Annotated in this window: 18 protein-coding genes; 6 read left to right on the top strand and 12 right to left on the bottom strand. The window is 66.9% G+C overall.

All coding sequences use genetic code 11. The features are described 5' to 3' along the window. Positions 1-14 precede the first annotated feature (14 nt). The 3 genes from dxs (at position 15) to ASG27_RS24665 (ending at position 4,761) form a co-directional block, all read left to right on the top strand. The gene (gene dxs, locus ASG27_RS24655) at positions 15-1,904 is read left to right on the top strand and encodes a 1-deoxy-D-xylulose-5-phosphate synthase (RefSeq protein ID WP_056412969.1); all 1,890 of its coding nucleotides are present in this window, start codon (positions 15-17) and stop codon (positions 1,902-1,904) included. Between the two features lie 354 nt (positions 1,905-2,258). After that, positions 2,259-3,341 (top strand): TRAP transporter substrate-binding protein, encoded by a 1,083-nt coding sequence (locus ASG27_RS24660; RefSeq protein WP_056412972.1) that lies wholly within the window; start codon positions 2,259-2,261, stop codon positions 3,339-3,341. A 337-nt stretch (positions 3,342-3,678) separates the two neighbouring features. Next, the gene (locus ASG27_RS24665; protein ID WP_056412974.1) at positions 3,679-4,761 is read left to right on the top strand and encodes a TRAP transporter substrate-binding protein; all 1,083 of its coding nucleotides are present in this window, start codon (positions 3,679-3,681) and stop codon (positions 4,759-4,761) included. Positions 4,762-4,850: 89 nt separating this feature from the next. Here the strand turns inward: ASG27_RS24665 and ASG27_RS24670 are convergent, their stop codons facing one another. The 7 genes from ASG27_RS24670 to ASG27_RS24695 all read right to left on the bottom strand — a co-directional run bounded on the left by ASG27_RS24670 (position 4,851) and on the right by ASG27_RS24695 (position 10,629). Then, the gene (locus tag ASG27_RS24670) at positions 4,851-5,417 is read right to left on the bottom strand and encodes a dihydrofolate reductase family protein (RefSeq protein ID WP_056412978.1); all 567 of its coding nucleotides are present in this window, start codon (positions 5,415-5,417) and stop codon (positions 4,851-4,853) included. Between the two features lie 152 nt (positions 5,418-5,569). After that, the gene (locus ASG27_RS26345; RefSeq protein ID WP_082485763.1) at positions 5,570-5,779 is read right to left on the bottom strand and encodes a hypothetical protein; all 210 of its coding nucleotides are present in this window, start codon (positions 5,777-5,779) and stop codon (positions 5,570-5,572) included. 32 nt (positions 5,780-5,811) lie between these two features. Next, positions 5,812-6,204 carry a hypothetical protein gene (locus ASG27_RS24675; RefSeq protein WP_235503936.1) on the bottom strand — a complete coding sequence of 131 codons (393 nt, stop codon included), beginning with the start codon at positions 6,202-6,204 and terminating at the stop codon, positions 5,812-5,814. A gap of 317 nt (positions 6,205-6,521) precedes the next feature. Next, on the bottom strand, positions 6,522-7,013 hold the full coding sequence (locus ASG27_RS24680) for a hypothetical protein (protein ID WP_235503937.1): 492 nt from the start codon (positions 7,011-7,013) through the stop codon (positions 6,522-6,524). A gap of 37 nt (positions 7,014-7,050) precedes the next feature. After that, a complete protein-coding gene (locus ASG27_RS24685) occupies positions 7,051-8,589 on the bottom strand; it encodes a TRAP transporter large permease (RefSeq protein WP_056412984.1) in 1,539 nt (512 codons plus the stop codon). Between the two features lie 122 nt (positions 8,590-8,711). Continuing rightward, complete coding sequence (locus tag ASG27_RS24690; RefSeq protein WP_056170573.1) at positions 8,712-9,251, bottom strand: TRAP transporter small permease subunit; 540 nt, start codon at positions 9,249-9,251, stop codon at positions 8,712-8,714. A 253-nt stretch (positions 9,252-9,504) separates the two neighbouring features. Beyond that, complete coding sequence (locus ASG27_RS24695) at positions 9,505-10,629, bottom strand: substrate-binding domain-containing protein (RefSeq protein WP_056412986.1); 1,125 nt, start codon at positions 10,627-10,629, stop codon at positions 9,505-9,507. A 55-nt stretch (positions 10,630-10,684) separates the two neighbouring features. On the opposite strand from ASG27_RS24695, the gene ASG27_RS24700 reads away from it, so the two are divergent. The 3 genes from ASG27_RS24700 to ASG27_RS24710 all read left to right on the top strand — a co-directional run bounded on the left by ASG27_RS24700 (position 10,685) and on the right by ASG27_RS24710 (position 13,115). Then, the gene (locus ASG27_RS24700; RefSeq protein ID WP_056412989.1) at positions 10,685-11,422 is read left to right on the top strand and encodes an ABC transporter permease; all 738 of its coding nucleotides are present in this window, start codon (positions 10,685-10,687) and stop codon (positions 11,420-11,422) included. A 29-nt stretch (positions 11,423-11,451) separates the two neighbouring features. Next, on the top strand, positions 11,452-12,204 hold the full coding sequence (locus ASG27_RS24705) for an ABC transporter ATP-binding protein (protein ID WP_056413136.1): 753 nt from the start codon (positions 11,452-11,454) through the stop codon (positions 12,202-12,204). An 83-nt stretch (positions 12,205-12,287) separates the two neighbouring features. Continuing rightward, entirely contained in the window at positions 12,288-13,115 is an 828-nt protein-coding gene (locus tag ASG27_RS24710) for a substrate-binding domain-containing protein (RefSeq protein ID WP_056412992.1), read from the top strand. 136 nt (positions 13,116-13,251) lie between these two features. On the opposite strand, the gene ASG27_RS24715 is transcribed toward ASG27_RS24710, so the two are convergent. Genes ASG27_RS24715 through ASG27_RS24735 form a run of 5 tightly spaced genes read right to left on the bottom strand, consistent with a single transcriptional unit; the run spans position 13,252 to position 17,522 of the window. Next, positions 13,252-13,728, bottom strand: coding sequence for a DUF2269 family protein (locus ASG27_RS24715; protein WP_056412995.1), 477 nt, complete (start codon positions 13,726-13,728; stop codon positions 13,252-13,254). Next, positions 13,725-14,123, bottom strand: coding sequence for a DoxX-like family protein (locus ASG27_RS24720; protein ID WP_056412997.1), 399 nt, complete (start codon positions 14,121-14,123; stop codon positions 13,725-13,727). Before ASG27_RS24720 ends, ASG27_RS24715 begins: the two co-directional genes overlap by 4 nt. Beyond that, entirely contained in the window at positions 14,123-14,665 is a 543-nt protein-coding gene (locus tag ASG27_RS24725; RefSeq protein ID WP_056412999.1) for an SRPBCC family protein, read from the bottom strand. The genes ASG27_RS24720 and ASG27_RS24725 overlap by 1 nt, the downstream gene beginning before the upstream one ends. Beyond that, complete coding sequence (locus ASG27_RS24730) at positions 14,665-15,792, bottom strand: saccharopine dehydrogenase NADP-binding domain-containing protein (RefSeq protein ID WP_056413003.1); 1,128 nt, start codon at positions 15,790-15,792, stop codon at positions 14,665-14,667. Before ASG27_RS24730 ends, ASG27_RS24725 begins: the two co-directional genes overlap by 1 nt. Then, positions 15,789-17,522 (bottom strand): EAL domain-containing protein, encoded by a 1,734-nt coding sequence (locus ASG27_RS24735; protein WP_082485764.1) that lies wholly within the window; start codon positions 17,520-17,522, stop codon positions 15,789-15,791. Before ASG27_RS24735 ends, ASG27_RS24730 begins: the two co-directional genes overlap by 4 nt. Positions 17,523-17,568: the final 46 nt, after the last annotated feature.

The raw sequence follows: 17,568 nt of genomic DNA on the forward strand, positions 1-17,568 counted from the left end.
TCAAAAGAATAGTAATGTCAACCACGTCCTTTCCCCTGCTGCAGACCATCAACGACCCGGCAGACCTGCGCCAGCTCTCCCGCGCAGACCTCAAGGCGCTGGCCACCGAACTGCGCGAGTTCGTGCTGCAAAGCGTCTCGCAGACCGGTGGGCACCTGAGCTCCAACCTGGGCACGGTCGAGTTGACGGTGGCCCTGCACCACGTCTTCAACACCCCCGAAGACCGGCTGGTGTGGGACGTGGGCCACCAGACCTATCCGCACAAGATCCTGACCGGCCGGCGCGACCGCATGCAGACGCTGCGGCAGATGGGCGGCATCTCGGGCTTTCCGCAGCGGGCCGAGAGCCCGTACGACACCTTCGGCACCGCGCATTCCAGCACCAGCATCTCGGCCGCGCTGGGCATGGCCCTGGCGGCCAAGCTCAAGGGCGAAAACCGCCACGCGGTGGCCATCATCGGCGACGGCGCCATGACGGCCGGCATGGCCTTCGAGGCGCTGAACAACGCCGGCGTGGCCGATGCCAACCTGCTCGTGGTGCTCAACGACAACGACATGTCGATCAGCCCGCCCGTGGGTGCGCTCAACCGGTACCTGGCGCAGCTCATGAGCGGCCAGTTCTACGCGGCCGCCAAGAACGTGGGCAAGACCGTGCTCAAGCCCGTGCCGCCGCTGCTGGAGCTGGCCAAGCGCTTCGAGCAGCAGGCCAAGGGCATGGTGGTGCCCGCCACGCTGTTCGAAAAATTCGGCTTCAACTACATCGGCCCCATCGACGGGCACGACCTCGACTCGCTCATCCCCACGCTTGAGAACATCAAGAGCCTCAAGGGCCCGCAGTTCCTGCACGTGGTGACCAAAAAGGGCCAGGGCTACAAGCTGGCCGAGGCCGACCCCGTGGCCTACCACGGCCCGGGCAAGTTCGACCCCAGCGTGGGCCTGACCAAGCCTGCCACACCGCCCAAGCCCACGTTCACGCAGGTGTTCGGCCAGTGGCTGTGCGACATGGCCGCGCACGACACGCGCCTGGTGGGCATCACGCCCGCCATGCGCGAAGGCTCGGGCATGGTCGAGTTCGAAAAGCGCTTCCCGGACCGCTACTACGACGTCGGCATTGCCGAGCAGCACGCGGTGACCTTTGCGGGCGGCATGGCCTGCGAGGGCGTCAAGCCCGTGGTGGCGATCTACTCCACGTTCTTGCAGCGCGGCTACGACCAGCTGATCCACGACGTGGCGCTGCAGAACCTGCCGGTGGTCTTTGCGCTTGACCGCGCGGGCCTGGTGGGGGCCGACGGCGCCACGCACGCGGGGGCGTACGACATCCCCTTCGTGCGCTGCATTCCCAACATGAGCATGGCGTGCCCGGCCGACGAGCGCGAATGCCGCCAGTTGCTGTCCACCGCGTTCGCGCAGAACCACCCCGTGGCCGTGCGCTACCCGCGCGGCAGCGGCGCTGGCGTGGCGCCCCTGCCGGGGCTGGAAGGCCTGCCGTTCGGCAAGGGCGAGATCCGCCGCGAGCGCCAGGGCACTGCTGCGCCCGGCAGCACCCCGCGCATCGCCATCCTCGCCTTCGGCACGCTGCTGTACCCGGCCCTGCAGGCCGGTGAGGCGCTGGACGCCACCGTGGTCAACATGCGCTGGGCCAAGCCCATCGACGAGGCCCTGCTGCGCGACGTGGCCGAGCGCCACGATGTGCTGGTGACGCTGGAAGAGGGCGCCATCCAGGGCGGCGCAGGCAGCGCCGTGACCGAGGCGCTCAACGCCATGGGCATCGTGCGCCCCATGCTGCAATTGGGCCTGCCCGATGCCTTCATCGAGCATGGCGACCCGGCCAAGCTGCTGGCGCTGCAGGGCCTGGATGCCGCGGGCATCGAGCGGGCGATCCGCCAACGCTTTCTGGCGTCCTGATCGGCACACCGCCAGGGGGCGGTGGTGCGGCAATGGCTACTGGCATGGGCGGCCCGCACAGGCCGTGCACTGATGGCCGGCCGCGTTCGGAGCGTCGCCGCGTGCGGTGCCATCGCTTCGGCGTCACCCTGACCTGCGATCGGCCAGAGCGGGGCAGTTGCCGCTGCGCCCCTGGACGGCTTCGGCCGGGCGCAGAGATACCTCGCCCGGCGCCCGGGAAAACCTAGAGGGCAGTCCGCACCCCTGCCTTCTACAATTGCGTCAAAAAGCAACGGGCCACCAGCCCGTGCGGGCGCTGCAAGGGCGCCCTGGCTGCTCCCTTCCGGCACTACCACCCCTCTGGAGACTTTTTGTATGGATCGCCGTTCGCTCATCAAGCACTCCGGTCTGGCGGGTGTACTGGCCACAGGCGTTGCGCCGGCCGTGCATGCCCAGCCCACGCTGCGGTGGCGCATAGCATCCAGTTTCCCGCGCTCCTCGGACAACATCTTCGGCGGCGCCGAGGTGTTCGCGAAGGCCGTGCGCACCCTGTCCAACGGCAAGTTCGAGATCTCGGTCCACCCCGGCGGAGAACTCATGCCCCCGTTCGACGTGGTGGATGGCGTGCAGAGCGGCGCGGTGGAGATGTGCCACGCCGTGCCGTATTACTTCTACGCCAAGAACCCGGCGTTCGCGCTGGGTTGTGCGGTGCCTTTCGGCTTCAATGCCCGCCAGATGAGTGCGTGGATGCTGCATGGCAACGGGCGCAAGCTCATGAACGAGTTCTACGCCGGCTACAACATCGTGAGTTTTGCCTGCGGCAACACAGGCACGCAGATGGGCGGCTGGTTCCTGCGCGAGATCAAGACGCCTGCGGACTTCAAAGGACTGAAGATCCGGGTGGGTGGCGGCTTGGTGGCCGAGGTCATGCAGAGGCTGGGCGCCATTCCGCAGAGCCTGCCGGGCGGCGAGATCTACCAGGCGCTGCAAAAGGGCGTGATCGATGCGGCCGAGTGGATCGGCCCTTACGATGACCAGAAGCTGGGCTTCAACAAGGTGGCGCCTTACTACTATTATCCCGGCTGGTGGGAGGGCGGCCCCGAGGTCGACCTCTATGTGAACAAGAAGGCCTACGAGTCGCTCACGCCAGACTACCGCTTCATCATCGAGGCTGCGGCATCGATAGCGCACACGGACATGCTCGCCCGGTACGACGCGCTCAATCCCAACGCGCTCAAGCAACTGGTGGCCGCCAAGACCAAGGTGCTCCCGTTCTCGCAGACCGTGATGGACGCTGCGTTCAAGGCATCGATGGAAGTCTTTGCGCAGAACGACTCCAGGAGCCCCGAGTGGAAAAAGATCTACGGCGACATGCGCAACTTCCAGCGCGACCAGATCCTGTGGTTCCGGTTTGCGGAAGCGCGGTATGACACGTTCATGTCGGCGCAAAAGATTTAGCTCCCCCTGAGTCGCCTGCGGCGCCTTCCCCCTGAGGGGGACGCACCCAGCGGCCTGGCAAAGCCAGTTCCGCGGGTGCACTCGCATGGGGCGCGCCAGTTTCTGCGGCTGGTGATGGCGCTTGCGCGCTGTGACTCCGCAGAGCCATCGTTGGCGCTCTGAATCGCGATGCTTGCAGAACCCTGAAGCCCGTATGCGCGCGCCGGGCTTTCACGGGAAAACCCCCAAATCCGCGGGGGGGCATGTTCCTACAATCAATCGGGCTAGAAGGTCCTTGGCTGCGGGCGACCCGCTTGCGTGCCAGGGTGTGCAATCACAAGTATTTCGGAGAGAACTCATGGATCGTCGTTCAATCATCAAGCAGGCAGGTATTGCCGGTGTGCTGGCCGCCGGAGTGGCACCAGCAGTGCACGCGCAAGCCGCAGTGCGCTGGCGCCTGGCATCGAGCTTCCCCAAGCCCCTGGACACCATCTACGGTGGCGCTGAAGTGTTCGCCAACGCCGTCAAGGCGATGTCCGGCGGCAAGTTCGAGATCTCGGTCCACGCGGGTGGCGAGCTGATGCCTCCCTTCGGCGTGGTCGACGGCGTGCAGCAGGGCTCCGTCGAAATGGCGCACACCGTGCCTTACTACTTCTACGGCAAGAACCCCGCGTTCGCCATCGGTTCGGCCATTCCTTTCGGCATGAACGCCCGCCAGATGAACGCCTGGATGCTGCACGGCAATGGCCGCAAGCTGATGGACGAGTTCTACGGCGGCTACGGCATGCTCAGCTTTGCGGGCGGCAACACCGGCACGCAGATGGGCGGCTGGTTCCGCAAGGAAATCAAGACCGCAGCCGACCTGAAGGGCCTGAAGATGCGCCTGGGCGGCGGCTTGGTGGGCGACGTGATGACCAAGATGGGCGTGGTGCCCCAGAGCATCCCTGGCGGCGAAATCTATCAAGCGCTGGAAAAGGGCACGATCGACGCGGCCGAGTGGGTGGGCCCGTACGACGACCAGAAGCTGGGCTTCAACAAGGTCGCTCCGAACTACTACTACCCCGGTTGGTGGGAAGGCGGTCCTGAAGTGGACTTCTTCGTCAACAAGAAGGCCTTCGATGCCCTGTCGTCCGAAAACAAGGCCATCATCGCCGCCGCTTCGGCACAGGCTTCGGTGGACATGCTGGCCAAGTACGACGCCCGCAACCCCGTCGCCTTGAAGCAACTGATCGGCGCCAAGACCAAGCTGCTGCCTTTCAGCAAGGAAATCCTGGACGCATCGTTCAAGGCCTCGCTGGCCGTGTACGAAGAAAACAGCGCCAAGAGCCCCGAGTGGAAGAAGATCTACACCGACTTCGCCGCATTCCAGAAGGACCAGGTGGCATGGTTCCGCGTGGCCGAAGGCCGGTTCGACAGCTACATGCAGACCATCAAGCTCTGATCTGGCGCTGCGTCAGACATTGCAACAAAAAACCGCGCTTCGGCGCGGTTTTTTTATGGGTGGCGTGAAGAAGCTTCCCCATTTCGCACTCAGTCACGCGCTCGCCGGTAGTGCAGGGCGACGGCGCCGTTGCGCATAGGCGCCGCAGCAATCAACGCCAGCCGTCGCGTGCCAGGCAGCCCGCTGGCGTACAGCGTCGGTCCGTGGCCCGCGATGCGGGGATGCACCAGAAATCGGTACTCGTCGATCAGGTCCAGCGCATCCAGCGCCGCCGCGAGCTGGCCGCTGCCGAGCAGCACGCCAGCAGCTGTCGCGTCCTTCAGCGCCTGCACCTGCTCTGGCAAGTCAGCACCGCCAGCGATGTGGTGGCTTTGGGTCCACGGGAAATCTTTGCGTGTGGACGAGACCACGTACTTCGGCTTGGCCTCCAGCTTCACCGCCCACTCGCGCACGGCCGGCGGCGCCTGCACATCGCCACGCGCGACGCCCGGCCAGTAGCCCTCCATCATCTCGTAGGTGACGCGGCCCCAGAGCATTGCGCCGTGCTCGTCCATGAGCTGGGTGAAGAAGGCGTGTGTCTCGTCGTCGGCAATGCCCTCTTGGTGGTCGGCACAGCCGTCCAGGGTGAGGTTGAGGCTGAAGGTGAGAAGTCCCATGGGATGTCTCCGCGTTGGGTGATCAGGTGTTCAGAGCCGCTGTCTAGCAATTGCGGCCACTGCTGCGCTCTTGTGTCTTTTCCCTCGTTGCTGCACACACCACTTGTGGGTGCTGACCCATCGCTGGTGCCGGGCCGCAGGTTCGGCTGCACTCATTCCTTGAGGCTCACCCCCAGGTTGTCCAGTTTTTTCGCATACGAGTCTCTGCGTTTTACCGCCTTTGCAGCGGTTTCGACCGCAGCTTGGATGGCCCTGGGGCCCTTGTTCTCCGCAGCTTTGATCAATCCGAGCTTGTGAGCGGCATCTGCCTGAGCCCGTCTGAACGTGGCAATGAGTTCGGAATGTGCAACGGATGAATTCACAGGTACTCCCACATCAATCGGCGCAGTTGGCCTCAAAGCTTGACGCTGGTGCGCAGCAAGGCTGTCCTCAACTCGCGAGTCGCAGACTTCGACACATCCACCTGTTGAACGGCCAGGTCGAACGGTGAGCCTGGCTTGATATTCGAAGGCAGTATCTTTTTTGCTGGAAGCTTGGAGGGGTAGGTGCCCTGGCCCGGACACATGCGAACGGAAAACCCGAATTCTTCGAGTGCACCCTTCGCATACAGCTCTGCCAATTGTTGGAACGTCACGAAAGTTGAACGTTTGACGTCCCTGTGTCCAGGCTCCTGGATGTCACGAACGATCTCGAATTTACCCAGCGAATCTCGCTGCGTATCGGTGAACGGGTGCAGCAAGAACGTCTGACGAACGCCATCCTTCTTGGACACCAGCGTGTGCTCCACGGCTATATCTGTTAACAGCATTTATTTCCTTGCAAAGCGCCATCTGTCGCCATGGTTGCCATGGTTGCCTTGGTTGCCTTGGTTGCCAAAGTCGCAGACCCTGTTGAATCAGATCAGCTTGGAGCAGTCTTCGACGCCCAGTCTTTGGCGGACCGCATGGGGCCGATGCGGGAAGTCTACCCACTCACTGTGGCGTTGAGTCAAGACGCAACGGTCCAGCGTGCACCGGCATGCCGCGATCACCCGGCAAGAAAAAACCGCGCCTCAGCGCGGTTCTGGTGTTTCTGAGCCCGGCGCAATGTCCAGTGCTGTTGCGGTCAAAACTGCCGAAACGCCTTCAGTTCCGCCCCGATCCGCTCGAACTCCGCCATGAGCTGCGGTGTCGCGCCGTAGAACACCGTGAACTTGCCCGCCAGCGTCCGCACATACAGCCGCGGCGCAATCAACCAGCTCAAGCCCGGCACGCGGATCAGGCGCACGTAGGCCAGGTCGTCGAAAGCCATGGACTTGTCCCACACCCAGCGCTGGTGCAGGCCGCTGGGGGTGATACGGGTGCGGCTGACCATGATGCTCCACCAGGTCCAGGCCATCAGCAACAGGCCGGCGATGAACCACCCCGTGCCGTTGCTCACGCCGCTGCCCAGGGCGCCGCGCGACCACAGCTGGTAGAACCACAGGGTGCAGCCGCCCACGATCAGCGTGGCAAACGCCCGGAAGGTGGGCGAGAACGCCGCGCCGTTCACTTCACCGTCTTTCGGGGCAAAGCGAAACGGCTCCATCAGGGGCTGCGGCGTGATGTTCATCAGCATGCGCAGGCCACCTTGGTTCGTGCGATCACGGATGCCATCACTTGGCAGGCTCGGCCGGCGCTGCCGCGGGGTCTGCCGGCGTGGCAGGCTCGGCGGGTGGGGTGGCGGAGTCGCCAAAGGGGTTCTCGCCGCCCGACGATGACTCTTCGCTGCGCATGTCGTCCACCGGCACTTCGATCTGCACCTTGTCGGTGTCGATCACCTCGGCCTTGGGCAGGAACATCGTCACGGTCTGGGGCACGAAGATCACGATGGCCACCAGCAGCAGCTGCATGATCACCCAGGGGATCGCGCCCATGTAGATGTCGCTGGACAGCACGGGCTTGGGAATGCGGCCTTCCTTGAACAGCGTGTTGGCAATGCCGCGCAGGTAGAACAGCGCAAAGCCGAAGGGCGGGTGCATGAAGCTCGTTTGCATGTTCACGCACAGCAGCACGCCGAACCAGATCAGGTCGATGCCGAGCTTGTCGGCCACCGGGCCCAGCATGGGCAGGATGATGAAGGCGATCTCGAAGAAGTCGAGGAAGAACGCCAGGAAGAAGATGAACAGGTTGACGGCGATCAGGAAGCCGACCTGGCCGCCGGGCAGGCCCGAGAGCATGTGCTCGACCCACTTGGCACCGTCCACGCCCTGGAACACCATCGAGAACACCCGGGCACCGATCAGGATGAAGACGACCATGGCCGTGAGCCGCATCGTGCCTTGCATGGCCTCCCACATCAGCGACAAGGTCAGGCGCTTGTGGATGGCCGCCAGCAGCATGGCGCCGACCACGCCCATGGCACCGGCTTCGGTGGGGGTGGCGATGGCGGTGTCGATACCGGGCAGGCCGCCCATGGAGCCCAGCACCGCAAAGATCAGCAGCGCCGACGGGATGATGCCGCGCAGGCACTTGAGCCAGAGCTTGGCGCCCGACATGGTGCGCGCTTCCTTCGGAATGCCCGGCAGGTAGTGCGGCTTGAACACGCCCAGGAAGAACGTGTAGCCCGCGAAGATCAGCACCTGCAGGATGGAAGGGCCCCAGGCGCCGCGGTACATGTCGCCCACCGAGCGGCCGAGCTGGTCGGCCATGACGATCAGCACGAGCGACGGCGGCACCAGCTGCGTGATGGTGCCCGAGGCGGCCAGCACGCCGGTGGCGTAGCGCATGTTGTAGCCGTAGCGGATCATCACCGGCAGCGAGATCAGCGCCATGGCGATCACCTGGCCGGCCACGGTGCCGGTGATGGCGCCGAGGATGAAGCCCACGATGATGACCGAGTAGCCCAGGCCGCCGCGCACGGTGCCGAAGAGCTGGCCCATCGAGTCGAGCATGTCTTCGGCCAGGCCGCACTTCTCCAGGATCGCGCCCATGAAGGTGAAGAACGGGATCGCCAGCAGCAGCTCGTTGGACAGGATGCCGAAGATGTTGATGGGCAGGTTGGCCATGAAGACGGGCGGGAACCACCCCATCTCGATGGCGAAGAAGCCCGACGCCAGCCCCAGGGCCGCGAGTGAGAAGGCGACCGGGAAGCCGATCAGCATCACCACCACCAGCCCCGCGAACATGATCGGGGCGAAGTTTTCCATGTGCATTTTGTTGTTCCTGAAATTCCGGGAGTGAGAGCGCGGCAGGCCGTCCTAGCAAGCGGGGCCGGGGTGCCGCGGGGTCTTCTTCATGGCGCGTCCTGGAGGGGGCGGCCCAAGGAGCGGGATGCTTACTGCACCGGCTTTTCGTAGTGGGTGTTCATCTGGTAGATGCCGCGCAGGTAGGCCACGCGCTTGATGATCTCGGCCAGGCCCTGCAGGACCATCAGGGTGAAGCCGACGGGCATCAGGATGATGGCGGGCCAGCGGATCAGGCCGCCGGAGTTGCCCGACATCTCGCCTGACAGGAAGGCGCGCTCGAACAGGGGCCAGCTCAGGTAGGCGATGAGCGCCATGGCAGGCAGCAGGAACAGCGCCAGGCCCATGATGTCCACATACACCTGCTTGTTGCCGCGCAGCTTGCCGTAGATGATGTCCACGCGCACATGCTCGTTGAGCATCAGCACGAAGGGCGCGCCCAGCATGACGGTGGCGGCAAACAGGTACCACTGGATCTCGAGCCAGGCGTTGGAGCTCATGTCGATGCCGTAGCGCACGAAGGCGTTGCCGGCAGAGATGAGGGCGGCGGCGAGGACGGTCCAGGTGGCGATCTTGCTGAGCTTGCTGGAAATCCAGTCCATGCCCAAGGCCAATTTGAGAAGTGCTGACACGTTGTGTCTCCTGAGTATGAAAATGGGGCGGGCCCAATGCGCTGCCGGGCCCGAGGGTGTCTGAAAGTAACGCGCATCCTACTCCCCAAGCGCTGAAGAAAGCCTGACGCGCCGACATGGGGTTTTCCTCAGGGTCGGGCCCCTTCATCGGCGCTTTCCGAGGCTTTGCGCGCCGGTATCCCCACACCATTTTCCCTCTTGGCACCACCCCCGCAGCATGCGCTTGTGCGGCATGCGCTGCCTGTATGCGTTCTCAGGCCGCCTGGGCGCGGGAGGCGCGCTTGGGCTTGGCAAAGCGCCACCAGGGCAGCACCCGGCTCATCGCCAGCACCTCGCCGCAGCGCAGCGGCGTGTAGCCCGGCAGCCCGGCCATCTGCTGCAGCCAGTCGGGCGTCTGCAGCAGGGTGCGCAGGGCCAGGGTGGCGGGCTGGTCCAGGCTCGCCTTGAGGCAGGCCAGGTGGTAGCGCTCGCGCACCAGCGGCACAAAGCCCAGGCCGCGCGCCCGCGCCGCCAGCTCGATGCCCACGCCCACATCGGCCGCGCCGGCGGCCACGGCCTGCGCCACCGCGGTGTGCGATGGCTCGTCGGACGCATAGCCGGTCAGCGCGCCCGGTGCCAGCCCGTCCTGCGCCAGCAGCTCGTCGATGAGCACGCGCGTGCCGGAGCCCAGCGGCCGGTTCACGAACCGTGCCCCGGTGCGGGCCACGTCGGCCAGGGTGTTCAACTGCAGCGGGTTGCCCGGCGCGACGATGAGGCCCTGCGTGCGCTGGGCAAAGCCGATGACCTTGTGCAGGCCCGGCTGCAGCAGGGGCTGGTAGGTGCGCGCGGTCAGCGACTCGGCCTGGGCGTTCTCCACCGTGTGGAAACCCGCCAGCGTGCAGCGCCCTTCATTGAGCGCGCGGATCGCATCCACGCTGCCCGTGAAGCGGATGTCCAGGTGCAGCCCGCCGGTGCGCCCCGGTGTGGCCGCATGCGCCCGCAGTGCGGCCAGCGCGTCGTCGTGGCTGGCGTACAGCGTGAGCACGTGGGCCTGCGGGTCGAAGGCCACGGCGAACGCGCGCTCCAGGTCCGCATGCAGTGCCGCGATCTGCGGCGCCAGGCGGGCCTGGGCCTGCCGCTCGGCCCACAGCAGCTTGGTGCCGAACTCGCTGAGCTGGGCGGACTGCCCCTTGCCCCAGATGATCAGCTCGCCGCCCAACTGCTCTTCCCAGCGCTTGAGCGCACCCCAGACATGGCGGTAGGACAGGTCGAGCGCACGCGCCGCGCCCGAGATGGAGCCGTGCTCCGCCACGGCCTGCAGCAGTTCCGGCAAGGGGTTGCGAATGAGTGCGGTGCCCGCGTCGCGGCTCAGCGTGTAGTGGAGTTGGACCCTATGCACAGGATTTCATATGGCTGGATATTGGCAGGGTGCCTACGATAGCCCAATTCAATATATGTCCACGCTGACCGAAAGCGCGAGCACAGCGCTGCAACTCACCCTCTCCTTCGACCCGGTCCTGTGGGCCATCGTGGGCCGCTCCCTGTCGGTCAGCGCCACCGCCTGCCTGCTGGCCTGCGGCCTGGGGCTGGTGCTGGGGGCATGGCTCGGGGTGGCGCGGTTTGCGGGGCGCGGCGCGGTCCTGGCCGTGCTCAACACCCTGCTGGCCGTGCCGTCCGTGGTGGTGGGGCTGGTGGTGTATCTGCTGCTGTCGCGCAGCGGGCCGCTCGGGTCCCTGGGCTGGCTGTTCAGCTTCAAGGCCATGGTGCTGGCCCAGGCCATCCTGGTGCTGCCGGTGGTCACCGCGCTCACGCGGCAGGCGGTGGAAGACGCCGAGCGCGCGCACGGCGAGCAGCTGCGCTCCCTGGGCGCGGGCACGCTACTGCGCAGCCTGCTGCTGGCGTGGGACGAGCGCTACGCGCTGCTCACCGTGCTGATCGCATCGTTCGGGCGCGCCATCTCGGAGGTGGGCGCCGTGATGATCGTTGGCGGCAACATCGACGGCTTCACCCGCGTCATGACCACCGCCATCGCGCTCGAGACCAGCAAGGGCGACCTGCCGCTGGCGCTGGCGCTGGGCATGCTCCTGCTGGCCGTGGTGCTGGCGCTCAACGTGGTCATCGCCCTGGTGCGCCGATGGCGCGAGCGGGTGGACGGTGCGGCCTCCGGCATGCCGGTGGGGGTGGCCGCATGAGCGCAGTGCACACCACCCAAGGCGTGGAGATGGCCGGCGCGCCAGGCCAGCCAGCCGCCAACGACGGCGCCCCGTGGGTGGACCTGCGCCACGTCTCGGTGCGCTATGGCGCCGTGGTGGCGCTGGCGAATGTCAGCCTGTGCATCGTGCCCGGCGAGCGCGTGGCCCTGGTGGGCGCCAACGGCAGCGGCAAGAGCACGCTGCTGCGCGTGCTGCACGGCCTGGCCGATGCCAACGGCGGCGGAGGCCTGCACTGCAACCGCACGCTGCGCCAGGCCATGCTGTTCCAGCGGCCGCACATGCTGCGCACCAGCGCCCTGAACAACGTGGCGCTGGCCCTGTGGCTGCGCGGCACGCGCTGGCGCGATGCCCGGTTGGCCGCGCTCACGGCGCTGCAGCGCGTGGGTCTGCAGGGCATCGCCGCGCAGAACGCGCGCACCCTGTCGGGCGGGCAGCAGCAGCGGCTGGCGCTGGCCCGCGCCTGGGCGCTGCGGCCGGATGTGCTGCTGCTCGACGAGCCCACCGCCAGCCTGGACCCGCACGCCAAGCGCGAGGTCGAGGCCCTGATGGCCGACTTCGCCGCCAGCCACGGCGCTGGCGGTCCCGCCCACCCGGTGACCATGGTGTTCAGCAGCCACAACCTGGGCCAGGTCAAGCGCCTGGCCAGCCGCGTGATCTACATGGAACACGGCCGCCTGGTGGCCGACCTGCCGGTGCACGACTTCTTCAACGGCCCCCTGCCCGAGGCCGCCCGTCTGTTTGTCAAAGGAGAACTGGTATGAAAAGAACTGCCCCCCACGCTCGCCACCCCGTGCCGTCGCTGTCGCCCGAGGGCTCCGCTTTCTCGTCCCGGGGTGGCCCGGTGATGAAGAATTTCAAGCTTTTGGGCCCTGTACCGCGCATTCAGCAAGCGCTGGTAGCTATTATTTTTGTAGCGTCTGGCGCGGCTGCTGCGCAGAGCATCACGATGGCGTCCACCACATCTACCGAGCAGTCGGGGCTGTTCGGCCACCTGCTGCCCGAGTTCAAGAAGACCAGCGGCATCGACCTGAAGGTGGTGGCCCTGGGCACGGGCCAGGCGCTGGACATGGCGCGCCGGGGCGACGCCGACGTGCTGTTCGTGCACGACCAGGCAGCCGAGGAGAAATTCGTGGCCGATGGCTGGGGCGTGAAGCGCTACCCCGTCATGTACAACGACTTCATCCTCGTCGGCCCCAAGGACGACCCGGCAGGCACGCGCGGCAAGGACATCGTGCAGGCGCTGCAAAAGCTCGCGGCGGGCAACGGCAACTTCGTCTCGCGCGGCGACAAGAGCGGCACGCACGCTGCCGAGCTGCGCTACTGGAAGCTTGCGGGCGCCGATGCCGCCAAGGGCAGCGGCTACAAGGAATGCGGCTGCGGTATGGGTCCCGCGCTCAACATCGCGGCGTCGAGCAACGCCTACGTGCTGGCCGACCGCGGCACCTGGCTCAACTTCAAGAACCGCGCCGACCTGGCCATCCTGGTCGAGGGCGACACCAAGCTCTTCAACCAGTACGGCGTGATGGTGGTCAACCCTGCCAAGCACCCGCACGTCAAGGCGCAGGACGCGCAGAAATTCGTCGACTGGGTCGTGTCGCCCGCGGGCCAGCAGGTCATCGCCAGCTACAAGATCGGCGGCGAGCAACTGTTCTTCCCGAACGCGAGCAAGTGAACCCCCCTGAGGCGCTGCGCGCCATCCCGCCAGGGGGACGCCACCCGTGGCCCGGTGAAGCCGGCTCCACGGGGGCGCTGGCCTGCGGCGCGCCGCTCTGCTAACCCCCCGGGTGAAGGCATCGTCCGGTGGGGACTCAGCCCCACAGGCCGGGCTTGTTCACCATCAGGTAGAACACCACGACCATCGCGATGAACGCGGGGTAGCCCAGCGCTTCCCACCAGCGGGCGCAGCGCCAGTACTGCGGGGGCAGGGCGCTGCCTGTGCACGCAGCCTCTGCCGCCATGTCGCGCATGCGCAGCTGCAGCCACACCACCGGAAGCCAGCAGGCGCCCGCCAGCACATACAGCCCCAGTGACAGCGCCAGCCACGGCGTTGTCAAAGGCAGGCCCAGCATGTACGCCATGCCCAGCCCTGTGGCGGGCTGTACGAACACCGTGGGCGTGGTGAACCACCAGTCCGCCCGCACCACCAGCCGCGTGACCACGGCCTGCGCCTGCACGTTGCCGCTGCGGTTGGTGAAGAACATGTAGAACGCCGAGCCCAGGCCCGTGCCCACCAGCAGCATGCTGGAGACGATGTGGATCCACTTGAGGGTGAGGTACAGGCTCATGGTCGGCTTGTTGGCGCAGCGTGCGGCGTGGCCTGCAGCAGCACCCACAGGATGGCGGCGATGGGCAGGTTCTTGGTCAAGGGCCCCAGCGGGTGCAGCCACAGGTCGGGCTGGATCACCGTGGCCAGCACCGTCACGGTGGCCATCAGCGCCAGCGCGGCGGCATACGCGGCGCGGCCCGGGCGTAGCGCCATCCACACGCCCAGCACCGCATCGGCAGCGGCGCCGCCCAGGATGAGTGCAGCGGTCCAGCGGGGCGTCTTCAGCGCGGCCGGCAGGCCGGCCAGCAGGTCGCGGCTTTGGCCGTGCAGCTCCCACACGCTGACGACAGCCGTGATGAGCCACACGGCCACGAGGCTGTAGCGCAGCAGGCGCAAGGTTGCTTGCGGGAACATCAGCGGGCTGGGGGCGTTGTGGCAGCAGCGTGTACCGGCACCACGGGCAGTTCGTACCGACTTTGCTGCCACGTGTGGATATCGTTCGAATGGTGCTGCAAGAATTTCTCCAGGCGCTGGAAGCGATCACGTGTTTTGCGGACGAACACCCAGTTCACCAGGGGTTCCATGAACCACCGCAAGAGCCTTGGACCGGTGCGGAATGTGTAGGTGTATACCAGCTGCGAGTTGCCGGAGCCCACGGGTTCGTGGCGCATCGATGCAGCCCAGTGCACAAACGGGAAAGAACGTCCGACCATGGTTGCCGCTGCCAGTAGGGGGCGGTCGTACTGTATGAAGCGGGTACGCATCGACAACGTGCGCAGAGCGCCTGCACCGGCGTTCTCCGTCATTGCGCCCACGCTGGGGCAGCTCGAACCATCCAGTACCTGCGTATCACGCACCAGAGAATCCCACTGAACTTTCCACTCATGGTAGTGAAATGCATCGAACACGATGTCTGCGCGTGCAGGCATAGGGAACGTCAACTTTCCGTGGGCCATTAGGCTTCTTCCACCACATCGGTCACCATGCCCCAGCGTTCGAATTCAGGCGCGAAGGATTCGAGTGCGAGCAGGCCCGTGCTGGTGTGCGCACCCAGCGGCAAGGGGTTGCCGGCCGCCAGGCGCCGCGCGAGCAGGATGGCGGCCATGCACGGGATCTCCGGGCCGTGGTCGTGGTCGGCCGCGATGTGCCAGGCGCGGCGGCGCGTGTGGCCGTGGGCATCCGTGCCGGCCACGCGCACCACCATGCCGCCCAGCGGCGTGCCCAGCACGTCCAGCACGCCGCCCGCGCGGTGCAGCAGCCCGGCCAGGCGCTCGGGGTGCGGCAGCAGGCCCCAGTGGCGCAGCGCGGCGATGGCGGCGAAGCTGCGCTGCGCCAGGCCCACCTCCAGCGCGGCTCGGAACACCACGCGGTCGCGCACCTGGTAGCGCTGTGGGAACAGCTCCAGGTCCGGGATGTCGCACACCGCGGCCAGGCGGGGCCGCAGCCGCTGGAAGTGCACCGGCACTGGGTCGGCCCACCCGCGTCGGGGCTGCCACCGGCCGCCGTCCCACACCGGGATGGGCACGCCGCAATAGCTCAGCACCGCCGCCAGCGTGGCCTGCCCGCGCGGTGCGCGCTGGGCGGGGGCGATGCAGATGTCGATGCTGTCGATGTGCTGCCAGCCGGCGCACAGGTGGTCGATGACGGCGGACGACAGCGCGGGCACGGTGCTCGCGCCCGTGACGGCGGTGCGCTGCGCCGCAGCGAAGGTGCCGTGCACCGCCGCCGGGAAGTCGCACACGAAGCGGCGCCCGTCGGCCAGGTCGATGTAGTGCGCCCCGGCCTCGGCCGCTGCCTGCGCCACGGCATAGGCCTGCGCCTGGAACGGGCCGGCCGTGTGGATGACCAGGCCCACGTCCCAGGCGCGCAGCTGGTCGGCCAGGCCCGGGGCCTGGTGGTCCAGCGCCACGCCGCGTGCGCCGTGGTGCAGCGTGTCTGCCAGCGCTTGCGCGCGGGCTGCATCGCGGCCTGCCACCAGCAGGGTCATGTGGTGGTGCTGGGACGGGTCGCCTGCCAGGGCGCGGCAGATGCGCGCGCCGAAGTTGCCATAGCCGCCCAGGACCAGTGTGGTGAGTGTTTTCACGAATGAGAGGGATGAACGGAGTGCAGAAAGTCGGGCCCGGAGGCGCGCGACGCGGACAGCACCGGCGCCGCCGCAGCGCTGCCAGCGGCCGCCCGGGTGGTGTGGGAGAGCAGGGCCTGCAGTGCCTTGCGGCGCGGCTGCATCTCGTTGGCGTACCAGGCCGGCACGCTGGCCGATGCCATGGGCTTGCTGTACAGGTAGCCCTGGATGGCGTGCAGGCCCGCGGCCGCCACGGCTTGCAGTTCGTCCGCGGTCTCCACGCCCTCCACCACCACCGACAGGCCGAACTCGCGGGTCAGCGCCCCGATGTGCCGCAGCAGCGACTGCCTGCGCGCATCGCTGGCCAATTGCTGCACGAACAACCGGTCGCACTTGACGCCCGCGATCGGCAGGTCCGCCAGCATGCCCAGCGACGAGTAGCCGGTGCCGAAGTCGTCCATCACCACCGCGATGCCCAGCGTGCCCAGCGCCTGCAGCGCATCCACCATGGGTGCACCCAGCGCGATCACGGCGTGCTCGGTCATCTCCAGCCGCAGCGCGTGGTGCGGCAGGGCGCGCTGCGCGAGTTCTGCGCGCAGCCAGTCGCAAAATCCGGGCGCCAGCAGCGTGCTGGGTGCCACGTTCACGCTGATGGTGATCTGAAGCAGCCCTTGTTCGCGCCAGGCGGCCAGGCAGTCCAGCGCGTTGCGCAGGATCATGCGGTCCACATCGGCAGTGCGGCCCTGCAGCTCGCAGGCCAGCAGAAAGATCTCGGGGTTGAGCGGGCCCAGGGCCGGGTCTTTCACGCGCAGCAGCGCCTCGAACTGCACGCCGGGCTGGCGCAGGTCCACGATGGGCTGAAAGTGCAGTGCCAGCCGGTCGGGCTGCAGCAGGTCGTGCAGCCGGTCGGCGATGAGCGACAGCTGCATGTCGCGCTCGGGGTTGTGCGCCATGTTGGACGCCCGCATCATCGACAGCCCGCGGCGCAGCAGCTGCTGGCGGCCTGCATCGAAGTGCATGTTGCGCAGCTGCTCCACGGCCAGCGCCGTGCCGAACACCAGCACGCAGACCAGCAGCGCGCTGTTGTGCGCCGTGTCGCCAGCCGGGACGCTGAGCAGGCCGAACGTGTTGACCAGCAGCCAGTGCAGCAGCAGGATGGCCGCGCCGCACACGGCTTTTTCTTCCCACGACCGGCGCAGCAGATGGGGTGTGAGGACGCTCATCTTCACCGCCCGGTGGCGGATGGATGTCCAGGTGGCCAGGCACAGCGCAATGGCAGCCGCCAGCACGATCGCCGTCCAGTTCACCGTGGCAAAGCTGCGCACCAAGTCCTGCGTGATGGTGAAGTGCGCCAGCAGCATGCCCGCCGCCAGGCAGGCCCCCGCCATCGCGATGTGCAGTTTTCGGGCGCTGGTGCTCAGCGTCGGTATGGTCAGGCGCGTGCTCACCGCCATGATGATGAGCCCGCTGAGGGCGGGCACCAGGTCGAGTGCCACCGCGTGGTGCGCCAGCTCTTCATACAGAAAGAGGCCCACCACATCCAGCGCCCACACGATGCAGCCGATGCCCAGCGATGCGTGCGATGCACTCACGCGCCGGCTGGGCGGGTCGGCCGAGAACGCCGTGTGCTCCACCAGGCGCTGGCACACGTGCACCACCAAAGACGCAGTCACCCAGAACAGCAGGCCCTGCAGCGGCGCAGGAAAACCCACCCCGAACGCCTGCGCGGCGTCATGCCAGATTGAAACCATGTTGCCCCACCCCCGTTGTAGGCGGTCATCATACGACCCGGGGACG

It is taken from the genome of Acidovorax sp. Leaf191, assembly GCF_001424425.1.
In the GTDB taxonomy this organism is placed as follows: domain Bacteria; phylum Pseudomonadota; class Gammaproteobacteria; order Burkholderiales; family Burkholderiaceae_C; genus Acidovorax.